General features: G+C 57.7%; 29 protein-coding genes. All 29 read left to right on the plus strand.

Annotated features, from left to right (window positions below; all coding sequences use genetic code 11):
* The first annotated feature begins 129 nt into the window (after positions 1-129).
* Complete coding sequence (gene rpsJ / locus P0D70_RS34510; RefSeq protein WP_006998489.1) at positions 130-441, plus strand: 30S ribosomal protein S10; 312 nt, start codon at positions 130-132, stop codon at positions 439-441.
* 201 nt (positions 442-642) lie between these two features.
* Positions 643-1,302 (plus strand): 50S ribosomal protein L3, encoded by a 660-nt coding sequence (gene rplC / locus P0D70_RS34515; protein ID WP_007180137.1) that lies wholly within the window; start codon positions 643-645, stop codon positions 1,300-1,302.
* Positions 1,302-1,922, plus strand: a complete 621-nt coding sequence (rplD, locus tag P0D70_RS34520; protein ID WP_007180136.1) for a 50S ribosomal protein L4 — start codon at positions 1,302-1,304, stop codon at positions 1,920-1,922. Before rplC ends, rplD begins: the two co-directional genes overlap by 1 nt.
* On the plus strand, positions 1,919-2,233 hold the full coding sequence (gene rplW, locus P0D70_RS34525; protein WP_007180135.1) for a 50S ribosomal protein L23: 315 nt from the start codon (positions 1,919-1,921) through the stop codon (positions 2,231-2,233). Before rplD ends, rplW begins: the two co-directional genes overlap by 4 nt.
* Positions 2,234-2,235: 2 nt before the next feature.
* Positions 2,236-3,063 carry a 50S ribosomal protein L2 gene (gene rplB / locus P0D70_RS34530; protein WP_091798350.1) on the plus strand — a complete coding sequence of 276 codons (828 nt, stop codon included), beginning with the start codon at positions 2,236-2,238 and terminating at the stop codon, positions 3,061-3,063.
* Positions 3,064-3,073: 10 nt separating this feature from the next.
* Positions 3,074-3,349 (plus strand): 30S ribosomal protein S19, encoded by a 276-nt coding sequence (gene rpsS / locus P0D70_RS34535; RefSeq protein ID WP_004199273.1) that lies wholly within the window; start codon positions 3,074-3,076, stop codon positions 3,347-3,349.
* Positions 3,350-3,356: 7 nt separating this feature from the next.
* Positions 3,357-3,689 carry a 50S ribosomal protein L22 gene (gene rplV / locus P0D70_RS34540; protein ID WP_007180133.1) on the plus strand — a complete coding sequence of 111 codons (333 nt, stop codon included), beginning with the start codon at positions 3,357-3,359 and terminating at the stop codon, positions 3,687-3,689.
* An 11-nt stretch (positions 3,690-3,700) separates the two neighbouring features.
* Entirely contained in the window at positions 3,701-4,507 is an 807-nt protein-coding gene (rpsC, locus tag P0D70_RS34545; RefSeq protein WP_007180132.1) for a 30S ribosomal protein S3, read from the plus strand.
* A gap of 2 nt (positions 4,508-4,509) precedes the next feature.
* Positions 4,510-4,926: a 50S ribosomal protein L16 gene (gene rplP, locus P0D70_RS34550; protein WP_007180131.1), complete on the plus strand. Its 417-nt coding sequence runs from the start codon at positions 4,510-4,512 to the stop codon at positions 4,924-4,926.
* Positions 4,927-4,936: 10 nt separating this feature from the next.
* Positions 4,937-5,131 (plus strand): 50S ribosomal protein L29, encoded by a 195-nt coding sequence (rpmC, locus tag P0D70_RS34555; protein ID WP_007180130.1) that lies wholly within the window; start codon positions 4,937-4,939, stop codon positions 5,129-5,131.
* Positions 5,128-5,400: a 30S ribosomal protein S17 gene (rpsQ, locus tag P0D70_RS34560; protein ID WP_007180129.1), complete on the plus strand. Its 273-nt coding sequence runs from the start codon at positions 5,128-5,130 to the stop codon at positions 5,398-5,400. Before rpmC ends, rpsQ begins: the two co-directional genes overlap by 4 nt.
* A gap of 290 nt (positions 5,401-5,690) precedes the next feature.
* Positions 5,691-6,059, plus strand: coding sequence for a 50S ribosomal protein L14 (gene rplN / locus P0D70_RS34565; RefSeq protein ID WP_006052212.1), 369 nt, complete (start codon positions 5,691-5,693; stop codon positions 6,057-6,059).
* A gap of 9 nt (positions 6,060-6,068) precedes the next feature.
* A complete protein-coding gene (gene rplX, locus P0D70_RS34570; RefSeq protein ID WP_006052213.1) occupies positions 6,069-6,377 on the plus strand; it encodes a 50S ribosomal protein L24 in 309 nt (102 codons plus the stop codon).
* Positions 6,378-6,394: 17 nt separating this feature from the next.
* On the plus strand, positions 6,395-6,934 hold the full coding sequence (gene rplE, locus P0D70_RS34575; protein WP_006052214.1) for a 50S ribosomal protein L5: 540 nt from the start codon (positions 6,395-6,397) through the stop codon (positions 6,932-6,934).
* Between the two features lie 7 nt (positions 6,935-6,941).
* Positions 6,942-7,247, plus strand: coding sequence for a 30S ribosomal protein S14 (gene rpsN / locus P0D70_RS34580; protein ID WP_006052215.1), 306 nt, complete (start codon positions 6,942-6,944; stop codon positions 7,245-7,247).
* Positions 7,248-7,261: 14 nt separating this feature from the next.
* A complete protein-coding gene (gene rpsH / locus P0D70_RS34585) occupies positions 7,262-7,657 on the plus strand; it encodes a 30S ribosomal protein S8 (RefSeq protein ID WP_006052216.1) in 396 nt (131 codons plus the stop codon).
* Positions 7,658-7,675: 18 nt separating this feature from the next.
* On the plus strand, positions 7,676-8,206 hold the full coding sequence (rplF, locus tag P0D70_RS34590) for a 50S ribosomal protein L6 (RefSeq protein ID WP_012434569.1): 531 nt from the start codon (positions 7,676-7,678) through the stop codon (positions 8,204-8,206).
* A 12-nt stretch (positions 8,207-8,218) separates the two neighbouring features.
* A complete protein-coding gene (gene rplR / locus P0D70_RS34595) occupies positions 8,219-8,584 on the plus strand; it encodes a 50S ribosomal protein L18 (protein WP_144137971.1) in 366 nt (121 codons plus the stop codon).
* Positions 8,585-8,598: 14 nt separating this feature from the next.
* Positions 8,599-9,117 carry a 30S ribosomal protein S5 gene (gene rpsE, locus P0D70_RS34600; RefSeq protein ID WP_007180127.1) on the plus strand — a complete coding sequence of 173 codons (519 nt, stop codon included), beginning with the start codon at positions 8,599-8,601 and terminating at the stop codon, positions 9,115-9,117.
* A 10-nt stretch (positions 9,118-9,127) separates the two neighbouring features.
* Positions 9,128-9,310, plus strand: coding sequence for a 50S ribosomal protein L30 (gene rpmD / locus P0D70_RS34605; RefSeq protein WP_007180126.1), 183 nt, complete (start codon positions 9,128-9,130; stop codon positions 9,308-9,310).
* Between the two features lie 29 nt (positions 9,311-9,339).
* Entirely contained in the window at positions 9,340-9,774 is a 435-nt protein-coding gene (rplO, locus tag P0D70_RS34610) for a 50S ribosomal protein L15 (protein ID WP_007180125.1), read from the plus strand.
* 46 nt (positions 9,775-9,820) lie between these two features.
* Positions 9,821-11,167 (plus strand): preprotein translocase subunit SecY, encoded by a 1,347-nt coding sequence (gene secY / locus P0D70_RS34615; RefSeq protein WP_091798353.1) that lies wholly within the window; start codon positions 9,821-9,823, stop codon positions 11,165-11,167.
* Positions 11,168-11,175: 8 nt separating this feature from the next.
* Positions 11,176-11,394, plus strand: a complete 219-nt coding sequence (gene infA / locus P0D70_RS34620; protein WP_004521905.1) for a translation initiation factor IF-1 — start codon at positions 11,176-11,178, stop codon at positions 11,392-11,394.
* Between the two features lie 20 nt (positions 11,395-11,414).
* The gene (gene rpmJ / locus P0D70_RS34625; protein WP_004199844.1) at positions 11,415-11,531 is read left to right on the plus strand and encodes a 50S ribosomal protein L36; all 117 of its coding nucleotides are present in this window, start codon (positions 11,415-11,417) and stop codon (positions 11,529-11,531) included.
* Positions 11,532-11,572: 41 nt separating this feature from the next.
* Positions 11,573-11,938, plus strand: coding sequence for a 30S ribosomal protein S13 (rpsM, locus tag P0D70_RS34630; RefSeq protein ID WP_006052223.1), 366 nt, complete (start codon positions 11,573-11,575; stop codon positions 11,936-11,938).
* 28 nt (positions 11,939-11,966) lie between these two features.
* Positions 11,967-12,371 (plus strand): 30S ribosomal protein S11, encoded by a 405-nt coding sequence (gene rpsK / locus P0D70_RS34635; protein WP_006052224.1) that lies wholly within the window; start codon positions 11,967-11,969, stop codon positions 12,369-12,371.
* Between the two features lie 147 nt (positions 12,372-12,518).
* Positions 12,519-13,142, plus strand: a complete 624-nt coding sequence (gene rpsD / locus P0D70_RS34640) for a 30S ribosomal protein S4 (RefSeq protein WP_007180123.1) — start codon at positions 12,519-12,521, stop codon at positions 13,140-13,142.
* A gap of 124 nt (positions 13,143-13,266) precedes the next feature.
* Positions 13,267-14,244 (plus strand): DNA-directed RNA polymerase subunit alpha, encoded by a 978-nt coding sequence (locus P0D70_RS34645; RefSeq protein WP_028199575.1) that lies wholly within the window; start codon positions 13,267-13,269, stop codon positions 14,242-14,244.
* Between the two features lie 170 nt (positions 14,245-14,414).
* Complete coding sequence (rplQ, locus tag P0D70_RS34650; protein WP_006052227.1) at positions 14,415-14,807, plus strand: 50S ribosomal protein L17; 393 nt, start codon at positions 14,415-14,417, stop codon at positions 14,805-14,807.
* The last annotated feature ends 54 nt before the right edge of the window (positions 14,808-14,861 follow it).

Raw genomic sequence — 14,861 nt, forward strand, 5'->3', positions numbered from 1 at the left:
AATCGCGGATTGACGTATTTGCTGTAAGTGGTGCCCGGAGCCGGGCGCCCGCCCTCAGCGGGCATCCGGCTCTACGTTCTTTTACTGTCTGGCGGTGCAATATCGCCTCGCTCTTTCCAAGGAATTGTCATGCAGAACCAGAAAATCCGTATTCGCCTGAAGGCTTTCGACTATCGCCTGATCGATCAATCGGCTGCTGAAATCGTCGACACGGCAAAGCGGACTGGCGCAATCGTTCGTGGTCCGGTTCCCCTGCCGACCCGTATTCAACGCTTCGACATCCTGCGTTCGCCGCACGTCAACAAGACGTCGCGCGACCAGCTCGAAATCCGTACGCACCAACGTCTGATGGACATCGTCGATCCGACGGATAAGACCGTTGACGCATTGATGAAGCTGGATCTGCCGGCTGGCGTGGACGTGGAAATCAAGCTGCAATAAGGCTTCAAAACGTTGCCAGGCATGCCCGGCAGCGCTAAGTCATTGATTGCTTGCAGAAAACGAAAGGCCTCGCTATAATAGTGGGCTTTTCGCGCATTTGCGCAAAAAAGTCGGTGTGCTGCAGCATGAATTCATGCCCGAAACGGCACCGGCATTTTGTAAATTAGCCCCGACCAATCGCAGTCGGGAATGGAGAAAACGATGAGCCTTGGACTCGTAGGTCGCAAGGTTGGCATGACCCGTATCTTCACGGCAGAAGGGGATTCGATTCCCGTTACCGTGCTGGACGTGTCCGACAACCGCGTGACGCAGATCAAGACTGTTGAAACCGACGGCTACACGGCCGTGCAGGTTGCATTCGGTACGCGCCGTGCATCGCGCGTGACGAAGCCGTTGGCCGGTCATCTCGCCAAAGCCGGTGTTCAAGCCGGTGAAATCCTCAAAGAATTCCAGATCGATGCTGCCAAGGCTGCCGAGTTGTCGAACGGCACCGTGGTCGGTCCCGACCTGTTCGAAGTAGGCCAGAAGGTCGACGTGCAAGGCGTGTCGATCGGTAAGGGCTACGCCGGTACCATCAAGCGTTACAACTTCGCATCCGGCCGTGCATCGCACGGTAACTCGCGCTCGCACAACGTGCCGGGTTCGATCGGTATGGCGCAGGATCCGGGTCGTGTTTTCCCGGGTAAGCGCATGACCGGTCACATGGGTGACGATACGGTAACCGTGCAAAACCTCGAAATCGCTCGTATCGACGCTGACCGCAAGCTGTTGCTGGTCAAGGGCGCCGTTCCGGGTGCGAAGGGTGGCAAGGTATTCGTTACGCCGGCCGTGAAGACGCGTGCCGTGAAAGGAGCGAAATAATGGAACTTAAGCTCCTGAATGCCAATGGTCAGGAAGGTGCAGGCGTTAGCGCGTCGGACGTCGTGTTCGGCCGCGATTACAACGAAGCCCTGATTCACCAGGTGGTGGTGGCGTATCAAGCGAATGCCCGTAGCGGTAACCGCGCGCAGAAGGACCGTGAGCAAGTCAAGCACACGACCAAGAAGCCGTGGCGCCAGAAGGGTACGGGTCGCGCCCGTGCCGGTATGTCGTCGAGCCCGTTGTGGCGCGGCGGTGGCCGGATCTTCCCGAATTCGCCGGAAGAAAACTTTTCGCACAAGGTCAACAAGAAGATGCATCGCGCAGGTCTCTGCTCGATCTTCTCGCAGCTGGCCCGCGAAGGCCGTATCTCGGTAGTCGACGAGCTGACGCTCGAAGCGCCGAAGACGAAGCTGCTGGCCGAAAAATTCAAGGCGATGGGTCTCGACTCCGTGCTGGTGATTACCGACACGGTTGACGAAAACCTGTACCTCGCGTCGCGCAACCTCGCCCATGTGGCAGTTGTCGAGCCGCGTTACGCCGACCCGCTGTCGCTGATCTACTTCAAGAAGATCCTGATCACGAAGGCTGCGGTCGCCCAGATCGAGGAGTTGCTGTCATGAGCGAGATTCGCAAGAACGATCATCGTTTGATGCAGGTCCTGCTCGCGCCGGTGATCTCCGAAAAGGCGACGCTGGTGGCCGACAAGAACGAGCAAGTCGTGTTCGAAGTCGCGCCCGATGCCACGAAGCAGGAAGTGAAAGCTGCAGTCGAGCTGCTGTTCAAGGTGGAAGTCAATTCCGTCAACGTGCTGGTCTCGAAGGGCAAAGCCAAGCGCTTTGGCCGCTTCATGGGCAAGCGCAAGGACGTGAAGAAGGCGTATGTCTGCCTGAAGCCCGGCCAGGAAATCAACTTTGAAGCGGAGGCCAAGTAATCATGGCAATCGTTAAAGTTAAGCCGACTTCGCCGGGCCGCCGTGCGATGGTCAAGGTGGTCAACAAGGATCTGCATAAAGGCAAGCCGTTCGCACCGCTGCTCGACTCGCAATCCACGACCGCCGGCCGTAACAACAACGGCCACATCACGACCCGTCATAAGGGTGGTGGTCACAAGCATCACTATCGTGTCGTCGATTTCCGTCGCAACAAGGACGGTATCGCAGCGAAGGTCGAACGCCTTGAGTACGATCCGAACCGTAGCGCGAACATTGCGCTGGTTCTGTACGCAGACGGCGAACGCCGCTACATCATCGCTCCGAAGGGTATCACCGTCGGTCAGCAACTGATGTCAGGTTCGGAAGCGCCGATTCGTGCAGGCAACACGCTGCCGATCCGCAACATTCCGGTCGGTACGACGATTCACTGCATCGAAATGCTGCCTGGCAAGGGCGCGCAAATGGCGCGTTCGGCTGGTACGTCGGCGATGCTGCTGGCTCGTGAAGGCATCTACGCACAGGTCCGCCTGCGCTCGGGTGAAATCCGCCGCGTTCACGTTGAGTGCCGCGCGACGATTGGTGAAGTTGGCAACGAAGAGCATAGCCTCCGTCAAATCGGTAAGGCTGGCGCGAACCGCTGGCGCGGTATCCGCCCGACGGTGCGTGGCGTTGCAATGAACCCGGTCGATCACCCGCACGGTGGTGGTGAAGGCAAGACGGCTGCAGGTCGCGATCCGGTGAGCCCGTGGGGCACACCTGCTAAGGGTTATCGCACCCGCAGCAACAAGCGCACGACGAGCATGATCGTCCAGCGCCGTCACAAGCGTTAAGGAGTAGGCAATGGCACGTTCTGTAAAAAAAGGTCCGTTCTGCGACGCCCATTTGCTGAAGAAAGTTGAGGCGGCAGCAGCTTCGCGGGATAAGAAGCCGATCAAAACCTGGTCGCGTCGCTCGACGATCCTCCCGGATTTCATCGGTCTGACGATCGCCGTTCATAACGGCCGTCAACACGTTCCGGTGTACATCTCGGAAAACATGGTCGGCCACAAGCTTGGCGAGTTCGCACTGACCCGTACGTTCAAGGGTCATGCAGCCGACAAGAAGGCTAAGAAATAAGGGGCTCATGATGGAAGTGAAAGCAATTCATCGCGGTGCCCGCATCTCGGCGCAGAAAACGCGCCTTGTGGCTGACCAGATCCGCGGTTTGCCGGTCGACAAGGCGCTGAACGTTCTGACGTTTTCGCCGAAGAAGGCTGCGGGAATCGTGAAAAAGGTCGTGCTGTCGGCGATCGCGAATGCGGAGCATAACGAAGGCGCCGATATCGATGAGCTCAAGATCACGAGCATCTACATCGACAAGGCTGCGTCGCTCAAGCGTTTTACCGCGCGCGCTAAAGGCCGCGGTAACCGCATCGAGAAGCAATCCTGTCACATCACTGTGACGGTCGGGAATTAAGGGGTCATACGATGGGACAGAAAATTCATCCGACTGGCTTCCGTTTGGCCGTCAGCCGCAATTGGGCGTCGCGTTGGTACGCGAACAACAACAATTTCGCGGCGATGTTGCAGGAAGACATCGGTGTTCGTGAATACCTGAAGAAAAAGCTGAAGAACGCGTCCGTCGGCCGCGTTGTGATCGAGCGTCCTGCAAAGAACGCCCGTATCACGATTTTCAGCTCGCGTCCGGGTGTCGTGATCGGTAAGAAGGGTGAAGACATTGAACTGCTGAAGTCCGAGCTGCAAAAGCGCATGGGCGTTCCGGTTCACGTCAACATCGAAGAAATCCGTAAGCCGGAAACCGATGCGCAACTGATCGCGGATTCGATCACGCAACAGCTCGAGCGCCGGATTATGTTCCGCCGCGCGATGAAGCGTGCGATGCAAAACGCGATGCGTCTGGGTGCTCAAGGCATCAAGATCATGAGCGCTGGCCGCCTGAACGGTATCGAAATCGCTCGTACGGAATGGTATCGCGAAGGTCGCGTGCCGCTTCATACGCTGCGTGCTGATATCGACTACGCAACGTCGGAAGCAAAGACGACGTACGGCATCATCGGCGTGAAGGTGTGGGTCTACAAGGGCGACACGCTCGGCCGCAACGACGCACCGGTGGTTGAAGAAGTCGCCGAAGAAAAGCGTCCGCGCCGCAACGCACGTCCGGGTGGCGATCGCCGTCCGCGTCGCGATGGTGAAGGTGGTGGCCCGGCAGGTGCACGCCGTGGCGCTCCCCGTCGTGCTGGCGGTGCCGGCGACGGCGGGAAGACTGGAGAATAACGATGCTGCAACCGAAACGCAGAAAGTATCGCAAAGAGCAGAAGGGTCGTAACACCGGTATCGCTACCCGCGGCAACGCGGTGTCGTTCGGTGAGTTCGGCCTGAAGGCTATCGGTCGTGGTCGCTTGACCGCGCGCCAGATTGAAGCGGCACGTCGTGCAATGACGCGTCACATCAAGCGTGGTGGCCGCATCTGGATCCGCATCTTCCCGGACAAGCCGATCTCGCACAAGCCGGCTGAAGTACGGATGGGTAACGGTAAAGGTAACCCTGAGTACTACGTCGCAGAGATTCAACCGGGCAAGATGCTGTACGAAATGGACGGCGTAACCGAAGAGCTGGCACGCGAAGCGTTCCGTCTGGCTGCAGCTAAGCTGCCGCTCAAGACGACGTTTATCGTGCGTCAGCTCGGCGCCTAAGGAGCAAATGATGAAGGCTTCCGAACTTCACCAGAAAGATCAGGCCGCGCTCAACAAGGAGCTGTCGGACCTGTTGAAGGCGCAATTCGGCCTGCGCATGCAACTCGCGACCCAGCAGCTCACGAACACGAGCCAGCTGAAGAAGGTTCGTCGCGACATCGCACGTGTGCGGACCGTCCTGACTGAGAAGGCGAACCAGAAATGAACGATAGCGTAAAAACCTCGCTCAAGCGGACGCTGGTCGGCAAGGTCGTCAGCAACAAGATGGACAAGACGGTCACCGTGCTGGTTGAGCACCGCGTGAAGCACCCGATCTACGGCAAGTACGTTGTGCGTTCGAAGAAGTACCACGCGCACGACGATGCGAACACGTACAACGAGGGCGACCTCGTTGAAATCCAGGAAACGCGTCCGATTTCGAAGACGAAAGCTTGGGTTGTGGCTCGCCTGGTCGAGGCTGCTCGCGTCATCTGACGCCGCAATGTTGTAGAAGTAATTGAAATCGCAGTAAGTTTCGCTTGCAAGACCGAGATTATTTGTTATAATCTCGGTCTTCCCTCTTTTATGGGAGCCCCGTCGCGGGCGAAGTTGGTGGGGGAAGCGGATCAGGCGCCAGTCTGTTCCGAAGGATTCACCGGATTGCGATGGCGGGTTTCGTTTGCCGTCGCTGCTGTTCATACCCAAGCAGCCGATTGGCTGACGGGACCAAGACTGACCGGGTACGCCATGGTGGTGTGGCCGGATTAAGTTGGGAAAGATAAACCATGATCCAGACCGAAACTCGGCTTGAAGTGGCCGACAACACGGGTGCACGTGAAGTCATGTGCATCAAGGTGCTCGGCGGCTCGAAGCGTCGTTATGCCAGCATTGGCGACATCATCAAGGTGACCGTCAAAGAAGCAACGCCGCGCGGGCGCGTGAAGAAAGGCGAAATTTATAACGCCGTGGTGGTTCGCACCGCCAAGGGCGTGCGCCGTCAGGACGGCTCGCTGATCAAGTTCGATGGCAACGCCGCTGTGTTGTTGAATGCCAAGCTCGAACCTATTGGCACCCGTATTTTCGGGCCTGTCACGCGCGAGTTGCGCAGCGAACGATTCATGAAGATCGTTTCGTTGGCACCTGAAGTGCTGTAAGGAGTCGCGATGAACAAGATTCGCAAAGGTGACGAAGTTATCGTCATCACCGGCAAAGATAAAGGCAAGCGCGGCGTCGTGCTGTCCGTTGGCGAAGGCAAAGTGATTGTCGAGGGTATTAACCTCGTCAAGAAGCACGTCAAGCCGAACCCGATGAAGGGTACGACGGGCGGTGTGGAAGCCAAGACGATGCCGCTGCAAATTTCGAACGTCGCATTGGTCGACGCGAATGGCAAGGCGTCGCGTGTAGGCATCAAGGTCGAGGGAGACAAGAAAGTCCGTTTCCTTAAAACGACCGGTGCCGAGCTGAGCGCCTGACGCTGCGGAGTAAAAAAATGGCTCGTTTGCAAGAGTTTTACAAAGAAAAGGTTGTACCCGGCCTCATCGAGAAGTTCGGTTACAAGTCCGTGATGGAAGTGCCGCGCATCACCAAGATCACCCTGAACATGGGTCTTGGCGAAGCCGTTGCTGACAAGAAGATCATCGAAAACGCCGTTGGCGACCTGACGAAGATCGCAGGCCAGAAGCCGGTGATCACGAAGGCACGCAAGGCAATCGCTGGCTTCAAGATCCGTCAAGGCTATCCGATCGGTGCAATGGTCACGTTGCGTGGTCAAGCAATGTACGAATTTCTGGACCGTTTCGTGACGGTCGCGCTCCCCCGTGTGCGTGACTTCCGTGGCGTGTCGGGTCGTGCATTCGATGGTCGCGGCAACTACAACATCGGTGTGAAAGAGCAGATCATTTTCCCCGAAATCGACTACGACAAGATCGACGCACTGCGTGGGCTGAACATCAGCATCACGACGACTGCGAAGACCGACGACGAAGCAAAGGCTCTGCTCGCCAGCTTCAAGTTCCCGTTCAGAAACTGAGGTTACCGTGGCTAAACTGGCACTGATCGAACGTGAAAAGAAGCGTGCTCGCCTGGCCGCTAAGTACGCTCCCAAGCGTGCAGAGCTGAAAGCGATCATCGGCGATATGAGCAAGTCGGACGAAGAGCATTACGCAGCACGTCTGGAACTGCAACAACTGCCGCGCAACTCTAATCCGACCCGTAAGCGCAATCGTTGCGCAATTACCGGTCGCCCGCGTGGCACGTTCCGTAAATTCGGGCTGGCGCGTAACAAGATTCGCGAAATCGCGTTTCGCGGCGAGATCCCTGGCCTGACCAAGGCGAGCTGGTAATAGGAGAAACGTAAATGAGCATGAGTGATCCTATCGCCGATATGCTGACTCGCATCCGCAATGCGCAGATGGTTGAGAAAGTCTCGGTGACTATGCCCTCGTCGAAAGTCAAGGTTGCGATTGCGCAGGTCCTGAAGGACGAAGGCTATATCGATGATTTCGCAGTGAAGTCCGAAGGTGCGAAGTCTGAATTGAACATCGTGTTGAAGTACTACGCTGGCCGTCCGGTCATCGAACGCATTGAACGCGTTTCGAAGCCTGGTCTGCGTGTGTACCGCGGCCGTAACGACATCCCCGTGGTCATGAATGGCCTCGGCGTGGCAATCGTGTCGACGCCGAAGGGCGTGATGACGGACCGCAAGGCGCGTGCAACGGGCGTTGGCGGCGAAGTCATCTGCTACGTCGCTTAAGGCCGAAAGGAGAGAAACATGTCTCGAGTAGGTAAAAGCCCGGTCGCGCTGCAAGGCGCAGAAGTGGCCCTGAGCGACGATCGCATCACCGTCAAGGGCCCGCTGGGTACGATTACGCAGGCGGCAAACCGCCTCGTGAAAGTGGTGAACGACAACGGCACGCTGAATTTCGAGCCGGTTGACGAAAGCCGCGAAGCGAATGCGATGTCGGGCACGATGCGCGCACTGGTTGCGAACATGGTGAACGGCGTGACGAAGGGTTTCGAGCGCAAGCTGACGCTGGTTGGCGTTGGCTACCGCGCACAGGCGCAAGGCGACAAGCTGAACCTGTCGCTGGGTTTCTCGCACCCTGTGGTGCACCAGATGCCGGAAGGCGTCAAGGCTGAGACCCCGACGCAAACCGAAATCGTGATCAAGGGGATCAACAAACAACAAGTTGGCCAGGTCGCTGCAGAAGTGCGCGGCTATCGCCCGCCGGAGCCCTATAAGGGCAAGGGTGTGCGTTACGCCAATGAGGTTGTGATCCTCAAAGAAACGAAGAAGAAGTAAGGGTGCGCAATCATGGATAAGACTCAATCTCGCCTGCGCCGCGCTCGTCAGACGCGTATCAAGATCTCTGAGCTGCAGGTCGCGCGTCTCGCCGTGCATCGCACGAACACGCACATCTATGCGCAAGTGTTCTCGCCGTGCGGCACCAAGGTGCTCGCCAGCGCGTCGACGCTCGAGGCCGAAGTGCGTGCGCAATTGGCTGATCAAACGGGCAAGGGCGGCAACGTCGCTGCTGCCACGCTGATCGGTAAGCGCATCGCAGAAAAGGCTAAGGCTGCCGGCATCGAATCCGTCGCCTTCGACCGTTCGGGTTTCCGTTACCACGGCCGCGTGAAAGCGCTGGCTGATGCGGCGCGCGAAGCCGGACTCAAGTTCTAAGGGAAGAATTCGTCATGGCAAAGATGCAAGCGAAAGTTCAGGCTGACGAACGCGACGACGGCCTGCGCGAAAAGATGATTTCGGTCAACCGCGTGACCAAGGTTGTGAAGGGCGGCCGGATTCTCGGTTTCGCCGCACTGACCGTGGTTGGCGACGGCGATGGCCGCATCGGCATGGGCAAGGGCAAAGCGAAGGAAGTTCCGGTTGCTGTTCAAAAGGCAATGGAACAAGCTCGCCGTAACATGTTCAAGGTGCCGCTGAAGAACGGTACGTTGCAACACGAAGTGCATGGTAAGCACGGCGCATCCGCAGTTCTCCTCGCTCCGGCGAAGGACGGTACGGGCGTGATCGCTGGTGGCCCGATGCGCGCAGTGTTCGACGTAATGGGCGTGCAAAACGTGGTTGCTAAGAGCCACGGTTCGACGAACCCGTACAACCTCGTTCGTGCAACGCTCGACGGTCTGCGCAAGCAGTCCACGCCGGGCGACATCGCGGCGAAGCGCGGCAAGTCCGTCGAAGATATTCTGGGCTAAGGTGGACACCATGTCTGATAAAACTGTCAAGGTCCAGCTCGTCAAGAGCCTGATCGGCACCCGTGAGACGCACCGTGCAACGGTGCGTGGCTTGGGCCTGCGCCGACTCAACTCGGTTAGCGAGTTGCAGGACACGCCGGCTGTGCGCGGCATGATCAACAAGGTTTCGTACCTCGTTAAGGTCATCAGCTAAGCGGCTGACCAGGACTCAAGGAGTTGATAATGGAATTGAATAACCTGAAGCCGGCTGAAGGCTCGAAGCACGCTAAGCGTCGCGTCGGCCGTGGTATCGGCTCCGGTCTGGGCAAGACGGCTGGCCGCGGTCACAAGGGTCAGAAGTCGCGCTCAGGCGGCTTTCACAAGGTTGGCTTCGAAGGCGGTCAAATGCCGCTGCAACGTCGCCTGCCGAAGCGTGGCTTTACTTCGCTGACGAAGGAATTCGTTGGTGAGGTGCGTCTCTCGGATCTGGAAAAGCTGCCGGTCGATGAAATCGATCTGCTGGCTCTGAAGCAAGCCGGCTTGGTCGGCGAGTTGATCAAGAGCGCCAAGATCATCGCGACGGGCGAGCTCAAGCGCAAGGTCGTTGTGAAGGGTCTGGGTGCGACGAAGGGTGCGCGCGCTGCTATCGAAGCAGCCGGCGGCTCTTTTGCCGAGTAACGCGCAAGCTAATTGCCGTCACTAGCATTTGCATCGGAGAAGGTACTTGGCTAACAGCCCGAGTCTCGCAAAACCCGGTCGCGGCGCGGCGAAGTTCGGCGATCTGCGTCGGCGGGCAGTGTTCCTGCTGCTGGCGCTGATCGTCTACCGTATCGGCGCGCATATTCCGGTGCCGGGTATTGACCCGGACCAGCTGGCAAAGCTTTTCCAAAGCCAGTCGGGCGGCATCCTTGGCATGTTCAACATGTTTTCGGGTGGCGCACTTTCGCGGTTCACGATTTTTGCGCTGGGGATCATGCCGTATATTTCGGCGTCGATCATCATGCAGTTGCTGGCGATTGTCTCGCCGCAGCTCGAAGCGCTGAAAAAGGAAGGGCAAGCGGGTCAACGGAAGATTACGCAGTACACGCGTATCTTCACGGTCCTGCTGGCGACGTTCCAGGCGTTCGGCATTGCCGTGGCGTTGGAAAATCAGCCTGGCCTGGTGATTGATCCGGGAATGGTTTTTCGGTTGACGACGGTCGTGACGCTGGTGACCGGCACGATGTTCCTGATGTGGCTGGGTGAGCAGATCACGGAGCGCGGGCTTGGCAACGGTATCTCGATCATTATTTTCGGCGGGATTGCAGCGGGCTTCCCGAATGCAATCGGTGGTCTTGTTTCGCTGGTGCAAACCGGTTCGATGAGTCCGATATCCGCGATTATCGTCGTCGCGCTGATTGCTGCTGTGACGTATCTGGTGGTGTTCATCGAACGCGGCCAGCGCAAGATTCTTGTGAACTACGCAAAGCGGCAAGTCGGTAACAAGATTTACGGCGGTCAGTCTTCGCATTTGCCGCTGAAATTGAACATGTCGGGCGTGATTCCGCCGATCTTTGCATCGTCGATCATTCTCTTCCCGGCAACCATCCTGAACTGGTTTAGTTCGGGGTCGCGTACCAGCTGGTTCGCAGACACGTTGCACAACGTGGCCGAAGCCCTTAAGCCCGGTCAACCCGTGTACGTGTTGCTGTACGCGTTGGCGATCGTTTTCTTCTGTTTCTTCTACACCGCACTGGTGTTCAACAGCAGAGAGACGGCCGACAACCTGAAAAAGAGTGGCGCTTTCGTCCCAGGCATCCGCCCGGGCGATCAAACGGCCCGATACATTGACCGCATCCTCACGCGTCTGACGCTGGCCGGTGCGATCTACATCGTGTTCGTTTGTCTGCTGCCCGAGTTTCTGGTGCTGCGCTGGAACGTGCCGTTTTATTTTGGTGGAACGTCGCTGCTGATCATTGTCGTCGTCACAATGGATTTCATGGCGCAGGTGCAGTCGTACGTTATGTCGCAACAGTATGAATCGCTGCTGAAGAAAGCTAATTTCAAAGGCGGCGGCGTCCCGATGCGTTGAAAGGACTTATGGCCAAAGACGATGTGATCCAGATGCAGGGTGAAGTCATCGAAAACCTGCCTAATGCTACCTTCAGGGTGAAGCTGGAAAACGGCCATGTCGTATTGGGACACATATCTGGGAAGATGCGGATGCACTACATCCGGATCTTGCCGGGCGACAAGGTGACGGTTGAATTGACGCCTTACGATCTGTCGCGTGCGCGGATCGTGTTCCGGGCGAAGTGATTTGAAAAAAGGGTAATATCATGAAAGTGATGGCATCGGTTAAGCGCATTTGCCGCAATTGCAAGATCATCAAGCGCAAAGGCGTTGTGCGCGTGATTTGCAGCTCTGATCCGCGCCACAAACAGCGTCAAGGCTGAACGCCGCGCTTTTGCTTGCGCTTTTTGTTTGAGGAAAAACAATGGCTCGTATCGCAGGGGTTAACATCCCGAATCACCAGCATACCGAAATCGGCCTCACGGCTATCTACGGTATCGGCCGCACGCGCTCGCGCGACATTTGCGTCGCTGCTGGTGTGGCATTTTCGAAGAAGGTCAAAGACCTGAACGACGCAGACCTCGAAAAGCTGCGTGAAGAAGTCGGCAAGTTCATCGTTGAAGGCGATCTGCGCCGTGAAACGACGATGAACATCAAGCGCCTGATGGATCTCGGCTGCTACCGTGGCGTTCGGCATCGTAAGGGCTTGCCCCTGCGCGGCCAACGCACGCGTACGAATGCCCGTACGCGCAAGGGTCCGCGTCGTGCAGCGCAATCGCTGAAGAAGTAAGCGGAACTGACAGTTACAGGAAAACGTAATGGCTAAGGCTTCGAACAACTCCGCGGCGCAACGCGTTCGCAAGAAGGTCAAGAAGAACGTCGCCGAGGGCGTGGTTCACGTTCACGCGTCGTTCAATAACACCATCATCACGATCACTGATCGCCAAGGCAATGCACTTGCTTGGGCAACGTCGGGTGGTCAGGGCTTCAAGGGTTCGCGTAAGTCGACCCCATTTGCAGCCCAGGTGGCAGCCGAATCGGCTGGCCGCGTGGCGATGGAATACGGCGTGAAGAACCTCGAAGTGCGGATCAAGGGCCCCGGTCCTGGCCGTGAGTCGGCGGTGCGCGCGTTGCATGGTCTTGGCATCAAGATCACCGCGATCTCCGACGTGACTCCCGTCCCGCACAACGGCTGCCGTCCGCCGAAGCGTCGTCGTATCTAAGACGCTTGTTTTGCCAGCGCCTGTTGCCGCCCTGCGCGGCGGCAGGCTGCTTGCGCTATTGAATTGACTAAGCCCACCGTTCGACCCAAAGGGTTCGGACTAGCGCGAATGCATGCATTTGCGTGATTAATCATAGAAGGAATCAACGTGGCACGTTATATCGGCCCTAAGGCCAAGCTGTCCCGCCGTGAAGGCACTGACCTTTTCCTGAAGAGCGCCCGTCGTTCGCTCGCTGACAAGTGCAAGCTTGACAGCAAGCCCGGCCAGCACGGCCGCACCTCGGGTGCACGTACGTCCGACTACGGCACGCAGCTGCGCGAAAAGCAAAAAGTGAAGCGCATCTACGGTGTCCTCGAGCGCCAATTCCGCCGTTACTTCGCTGAAGCTGACCGCCTGAAGGGCAACACGGGTGAAAACCTGCTGCAACTGCTCGAATCGCGTCTGGATAACGTCGTGTATCGCATGGGCTTCGGCTCGACGCGCGCTGAAGCGCGTCAGCTGGTGAGCCACAAGGCGATCACGGTGAACGGCGTTGTGTCGAACATCCCGTCGATGCAAGTGAAGGCTGGCGACGTCGTTGCTGTCCGCGAACAGAAGAAGAAGCAGGCGCGTATTCTCGAAGCGCTGTCGCTGGCTGAGCAAGGCGGTCTGCCGAGCTGGGTCGCTGTTGATTCGAAGAAGTTCGAAGGCACGTTCAAGCAGAAGCCGGAACGCAGCGACATCGCTGGCGATATCAACGAAAGCCTGATCGTCGAATTGTATTCGCGGTAATCGGATTAACGGCCGGGGCACCTCGATTGCGCTAAGCAAGGGGGCGTCTCGGCTGTTTATTTTCAGGTTGTTACCGGTCAGCCTTATCGGTGTAACGAGCCGAGGGTATTGAAAAGGAAAACCTATGCAAACCAGTTTGTTGAAGCCCAAGATCATCGCTGTTGAATCGCTTGGTGAGAGCCACGCGAAAGTGGTCATGGAACCGTTTGAACGCGGTTATGGCCACACCTTGGGTAACGCGCTCCGGCGCGTGCTGCTGTCGTCGATGGTGGGCTATGCGCCGACCGAAGTGACGATCGCAGGAGTCGTGCATGAGTATTCGACGCTCGACGGTGTGCAAGAGGATGTGGTCAACCTGTTGTTGAACCTGAAGGGCGTGGTCTTCAAGCTGCATAACCGTGACGAAGTGACGGTTACGCTGCGCAAGGAAGGCGAAGGCGTTGTCACCGCTGGCGACATCGAACTCGCGCACGATTGCGAAGTGATCAACCCGGATCACGTGATTGCGCATCTGTCGAAGGGCGGCAAGCTCGACGTGCAGATCAAGGTCGAAAAGGGCCGCGGCTATGTGCCGGGCAATGTGCGTCGTTATGGCGAAGAGTCGGCCAAGATCATCGGCCGTATCGTGCTGGATGCGTCGTTCTCGCCGGTTCGCCGCGTGAGCTATGCCGTGGAAAGCGCCCGCGTCGAACAGCGTACCGACCTCGACAAGCTCGTGATGAACATCGAAACCAACGGTGTGATTTCGCCGGAAGAAGCGATCCGTCAATCGGCGCGCATTCTGGTCGATCAACTGTCGGTCTTCGCTGCTCTGGAAGGCACCGAAGCAACGGCTGAAGCGCCGTCGCGCGCGCCGCAGATCGATCCGATCCTGCTGCGCCCGGTTGATGATCTCGAACTGACGGTTCGTTCCGCGAACTGCCTGAAGGCCGAGAACATTTACTACATCGGCGACCTGATCCAGCGCACGGAAAACGAGCTGCTCAAGACGCCGAATCTGGGCCGCAAGTCGCTGAACGAAATCAAGGAAGTACTGGCGTCGCGTGGTTTGACGCTCGGCATGAAACTCGAGAACTGGCCGCCGGCTGGTCTGGACAAGTAATCCCGGGGCAGAACCCCGTCGCTGCACTGGCAAAGACGCGGATTTTCCTTTAAAATCCGCGTCTTGTCTTTTTTCACTACCGGCCCGTGCACTCGCTACCGTTGGGAAACCGCGGGAAGTTCGAGAGCGATAGAAGAGCTGGACCAAAACTTTGAATCGAAGGAATTAACATGCGTCACCGTCATGGTTTGCGGAAACTGAACCGCACGAGCAGCCACCGTCTGGCAATGCTCCGTAATATGTCCAACTCGCTGATCGAGCACGAAGTCATCAAGACCACGCTGCCGAAGGCGAAAGAACTCCGTAAAGTCGTCGAGCCGCTGATCACGCTCGGCAAGAAACCGTCGCTGGCAAATCGTCGTCTGGCATTCAACCGCCTGCGCGATCGTGACTCGGTCACGAAGCTGTTCGAAGTTCTGGGCCCGCGTTACGCTACCCGTCCGGGCGGATACCTGCGCGTGCTGAAGTTCGGCTTCCGCGTTGGCGACAACGCTCCGATGGCACTGGTCGAACTGCTCGACCGTCCGGAAGTTGAAGAAGTCGAAGTGCAAGAAGCTGAGTAAGCTTTTTAGCATCAAAAGAAAGCCAGGCGCCAAGCCTGGCTTTTTTGTTTCCAG

The organism is Paraburkholderia sp. RL17-381-BIF-C (assembly GCF_046026435.1).
Lineage (GTDB): Bacteria > Pseudomonadota > Gammaproteobacteria > Burkholderiales > Burkholderiaceae > Paraburkholderia.

What these genes read in the sequence shown, in the direction of transcription:
- rplX (WP_006052213.1), top strand. Translation starts at nt 6,069, where the DNA reads ATGAACAAGATTCGCAAAGGTGACGAAGTTATCGTCATCACCGGCAAA.
- rplO (WP_007180125.1), top strand. Translation starts at nt 9,340, where the DNA reads ATGGAATTGAATAACCTGAAGCCGGCTGAAGGCTCGAAGCACGCTAAG.
- rplQ (WP_006052227.1), top strand. Translation starts at nt 14,415, where the DNA reads ATGCGTCACCGTCATGGTTTGCGGAAACTGAACCGCACGAGCAGCCAC.
- rplN (WP_006052212.1), top strand. Translation starts at nt 5,691, where the DNA reads ATGATCCAGACCGAAACTCGGCTTGAAGTGGCCGACAACACGGGTGCA.
- rplV (WP_007180133.1), top strand. Translation starts at nt 3,357, where the DNA reads ATGATGGAAGTGAAAGCAATTCATCGCGGTGCCCGCATCTCGGCGCAG.
- rplP (WP_007180131.1), top strand. Translation starts at nt 4,510, where the DNA reads ATGCTGCAACCGAAACGCAGAAAGTATCGCAAAGAGCAGAAGGGTCGT.
- rpsS (WP_004199273.1), top strand. Translation starts at nt 3,074, where the DNA reads ATGGCACGTTCTGTAAAAAAAGGTCCGTTCTGCGACGCCCATTTGCTG.
- rplE (WP_006052214.1), top strand. Translation starts at nt 6,395, where the DNA reads ATGGCTCGTTTGCAAGAGTTTTACAAAGAAAAGGTTGTACCCGGCCTC.
- rplD (WP_007180136.1), top strand. Translation starts at nt 1,302, where the DNA reads ATGGAACTTAAGCTCCTGAATGCCAATGGTCAGGAAGGTGCAGGCGTT.
- rpsH (WP_006052216.1), top strand. Translation starts at nt 7,262, where the DNA reads ATGAGCATGAGTGATCCTATCGCCGATATGCTGACTCGCATCCGCAAT.
- rpsJ (WP_006998489.1), top strand. Translation starts at nt 130, where the DNA reads ATGCAGAACCAGAAAATCCGTATTCGCCTGAAGGCTTTCGACTATCGC.
- rplW (WP_007180135.1), top strand. Translation starts at nt 1,919, where the DNA reads ATGAGCGAGATTCGCAAGAACGATCATCGTTTGATGCAGGTCCTGCTC.
- rpmJ (WP_004199844.1), top strand. Translation starts at nt 11,415, where the DNA reads ATGAAAGTGATGGCATCGGTTAAGCGCATTTGCCGCAATTGCAAGATC.
- rpsQ (WP_007180129.1), top strand. Translation starts at nt 5,128, where the DNA reads ATGAACGATAGCGTAAAAACCTCGCTCAAGCGGACGCTGGTCGGCAAG.
- rplC (WP_007180137.1), top strand. Translation starts at nt 643, where the DNA reads ATGAGCCTTGGACTCGTAGGTCGCAAGGTTGGCATGACCCGTATCTTC.
- rpmC (WP_007180130.1), top strand. Translation starts at nt 4,937, where the DNA reads ATGAAGGCTTCCGAACTTCACCAGAAAGATCAGGCCGCGCTCAACAAG.
- rplB (WP_091798350.1), top strand. Translation starts at nt 2,236, where the DNA reads ATGGCAATCGTTAAAGTTAAGCCGACTTCGCCGGGCCGCCGTGCGATG.
- rpsE (WP_007180127.1), top strand. Translation starts at nt 8,599, where the DNA reads ATGGCAAAGATGCAAGCGAAAGTTCAGGCTGACGAACGCGACGACGGC.
- rplR (WP_144137971.1), top strand. Translation starts at nt 8,219, where the DNA reads ATGGATAAGACTCAATCTCGCCTGCGCCGCGCTCGTCAGACGCGTATC.
- P0D70_RS34645 (WP_028199575.1), top strand. Translation starts at nt 13,267, where the DNA reads ATGCAAACCAGTTTGTTGAAGCCCAAGATCATCGCTGTTGAATCGCTT.
- rpsC (WP_007180132.1), top strand. Translation starts at nt 3,701, where the DNA reads ATGGGACAGAAAATTCATCCGACTGGCTTCCGTTTGGCCGTCAGCCGC.
- rpsK (WP_006052224.1), top strand. Translation starts at nt 11,967, where the DNA reads ATGGCTAAGGCTTCGAACAACTCCGCGGCGCAACGCGTTCGCAAGAAG.
- rpmD (WP_007180126.1), top strand. Translation starts at nt 9,128, where the DNA reads ATGTCTGATAAAACTGTCAAGGTCCAGCTCGTCAAGAGCCTGATCGGC.
- rpsM (WP_006052223.1), top strand. Translation starts at nt 11,573, where the DNA reads ATGGCTCGTATCGCAGGGGTTAACATCCCGAATCACCAGCATACCGAA.
- rplF (WP_012434569.1), top strand. Translation starts at nt 7,676, where the DNA reads ATGTCTCGAGTAGGTAAAAGCCCGGTCGCGCTGCAAGGCGCAGAAGTG.
- infA (WP_004521905.1), top strand. Translation starts at nt 11,176, where the DNA reads ATGGCCAAAGACGATGTGATCCAGATGCAGGGTGAAGTCATCGAAAAC.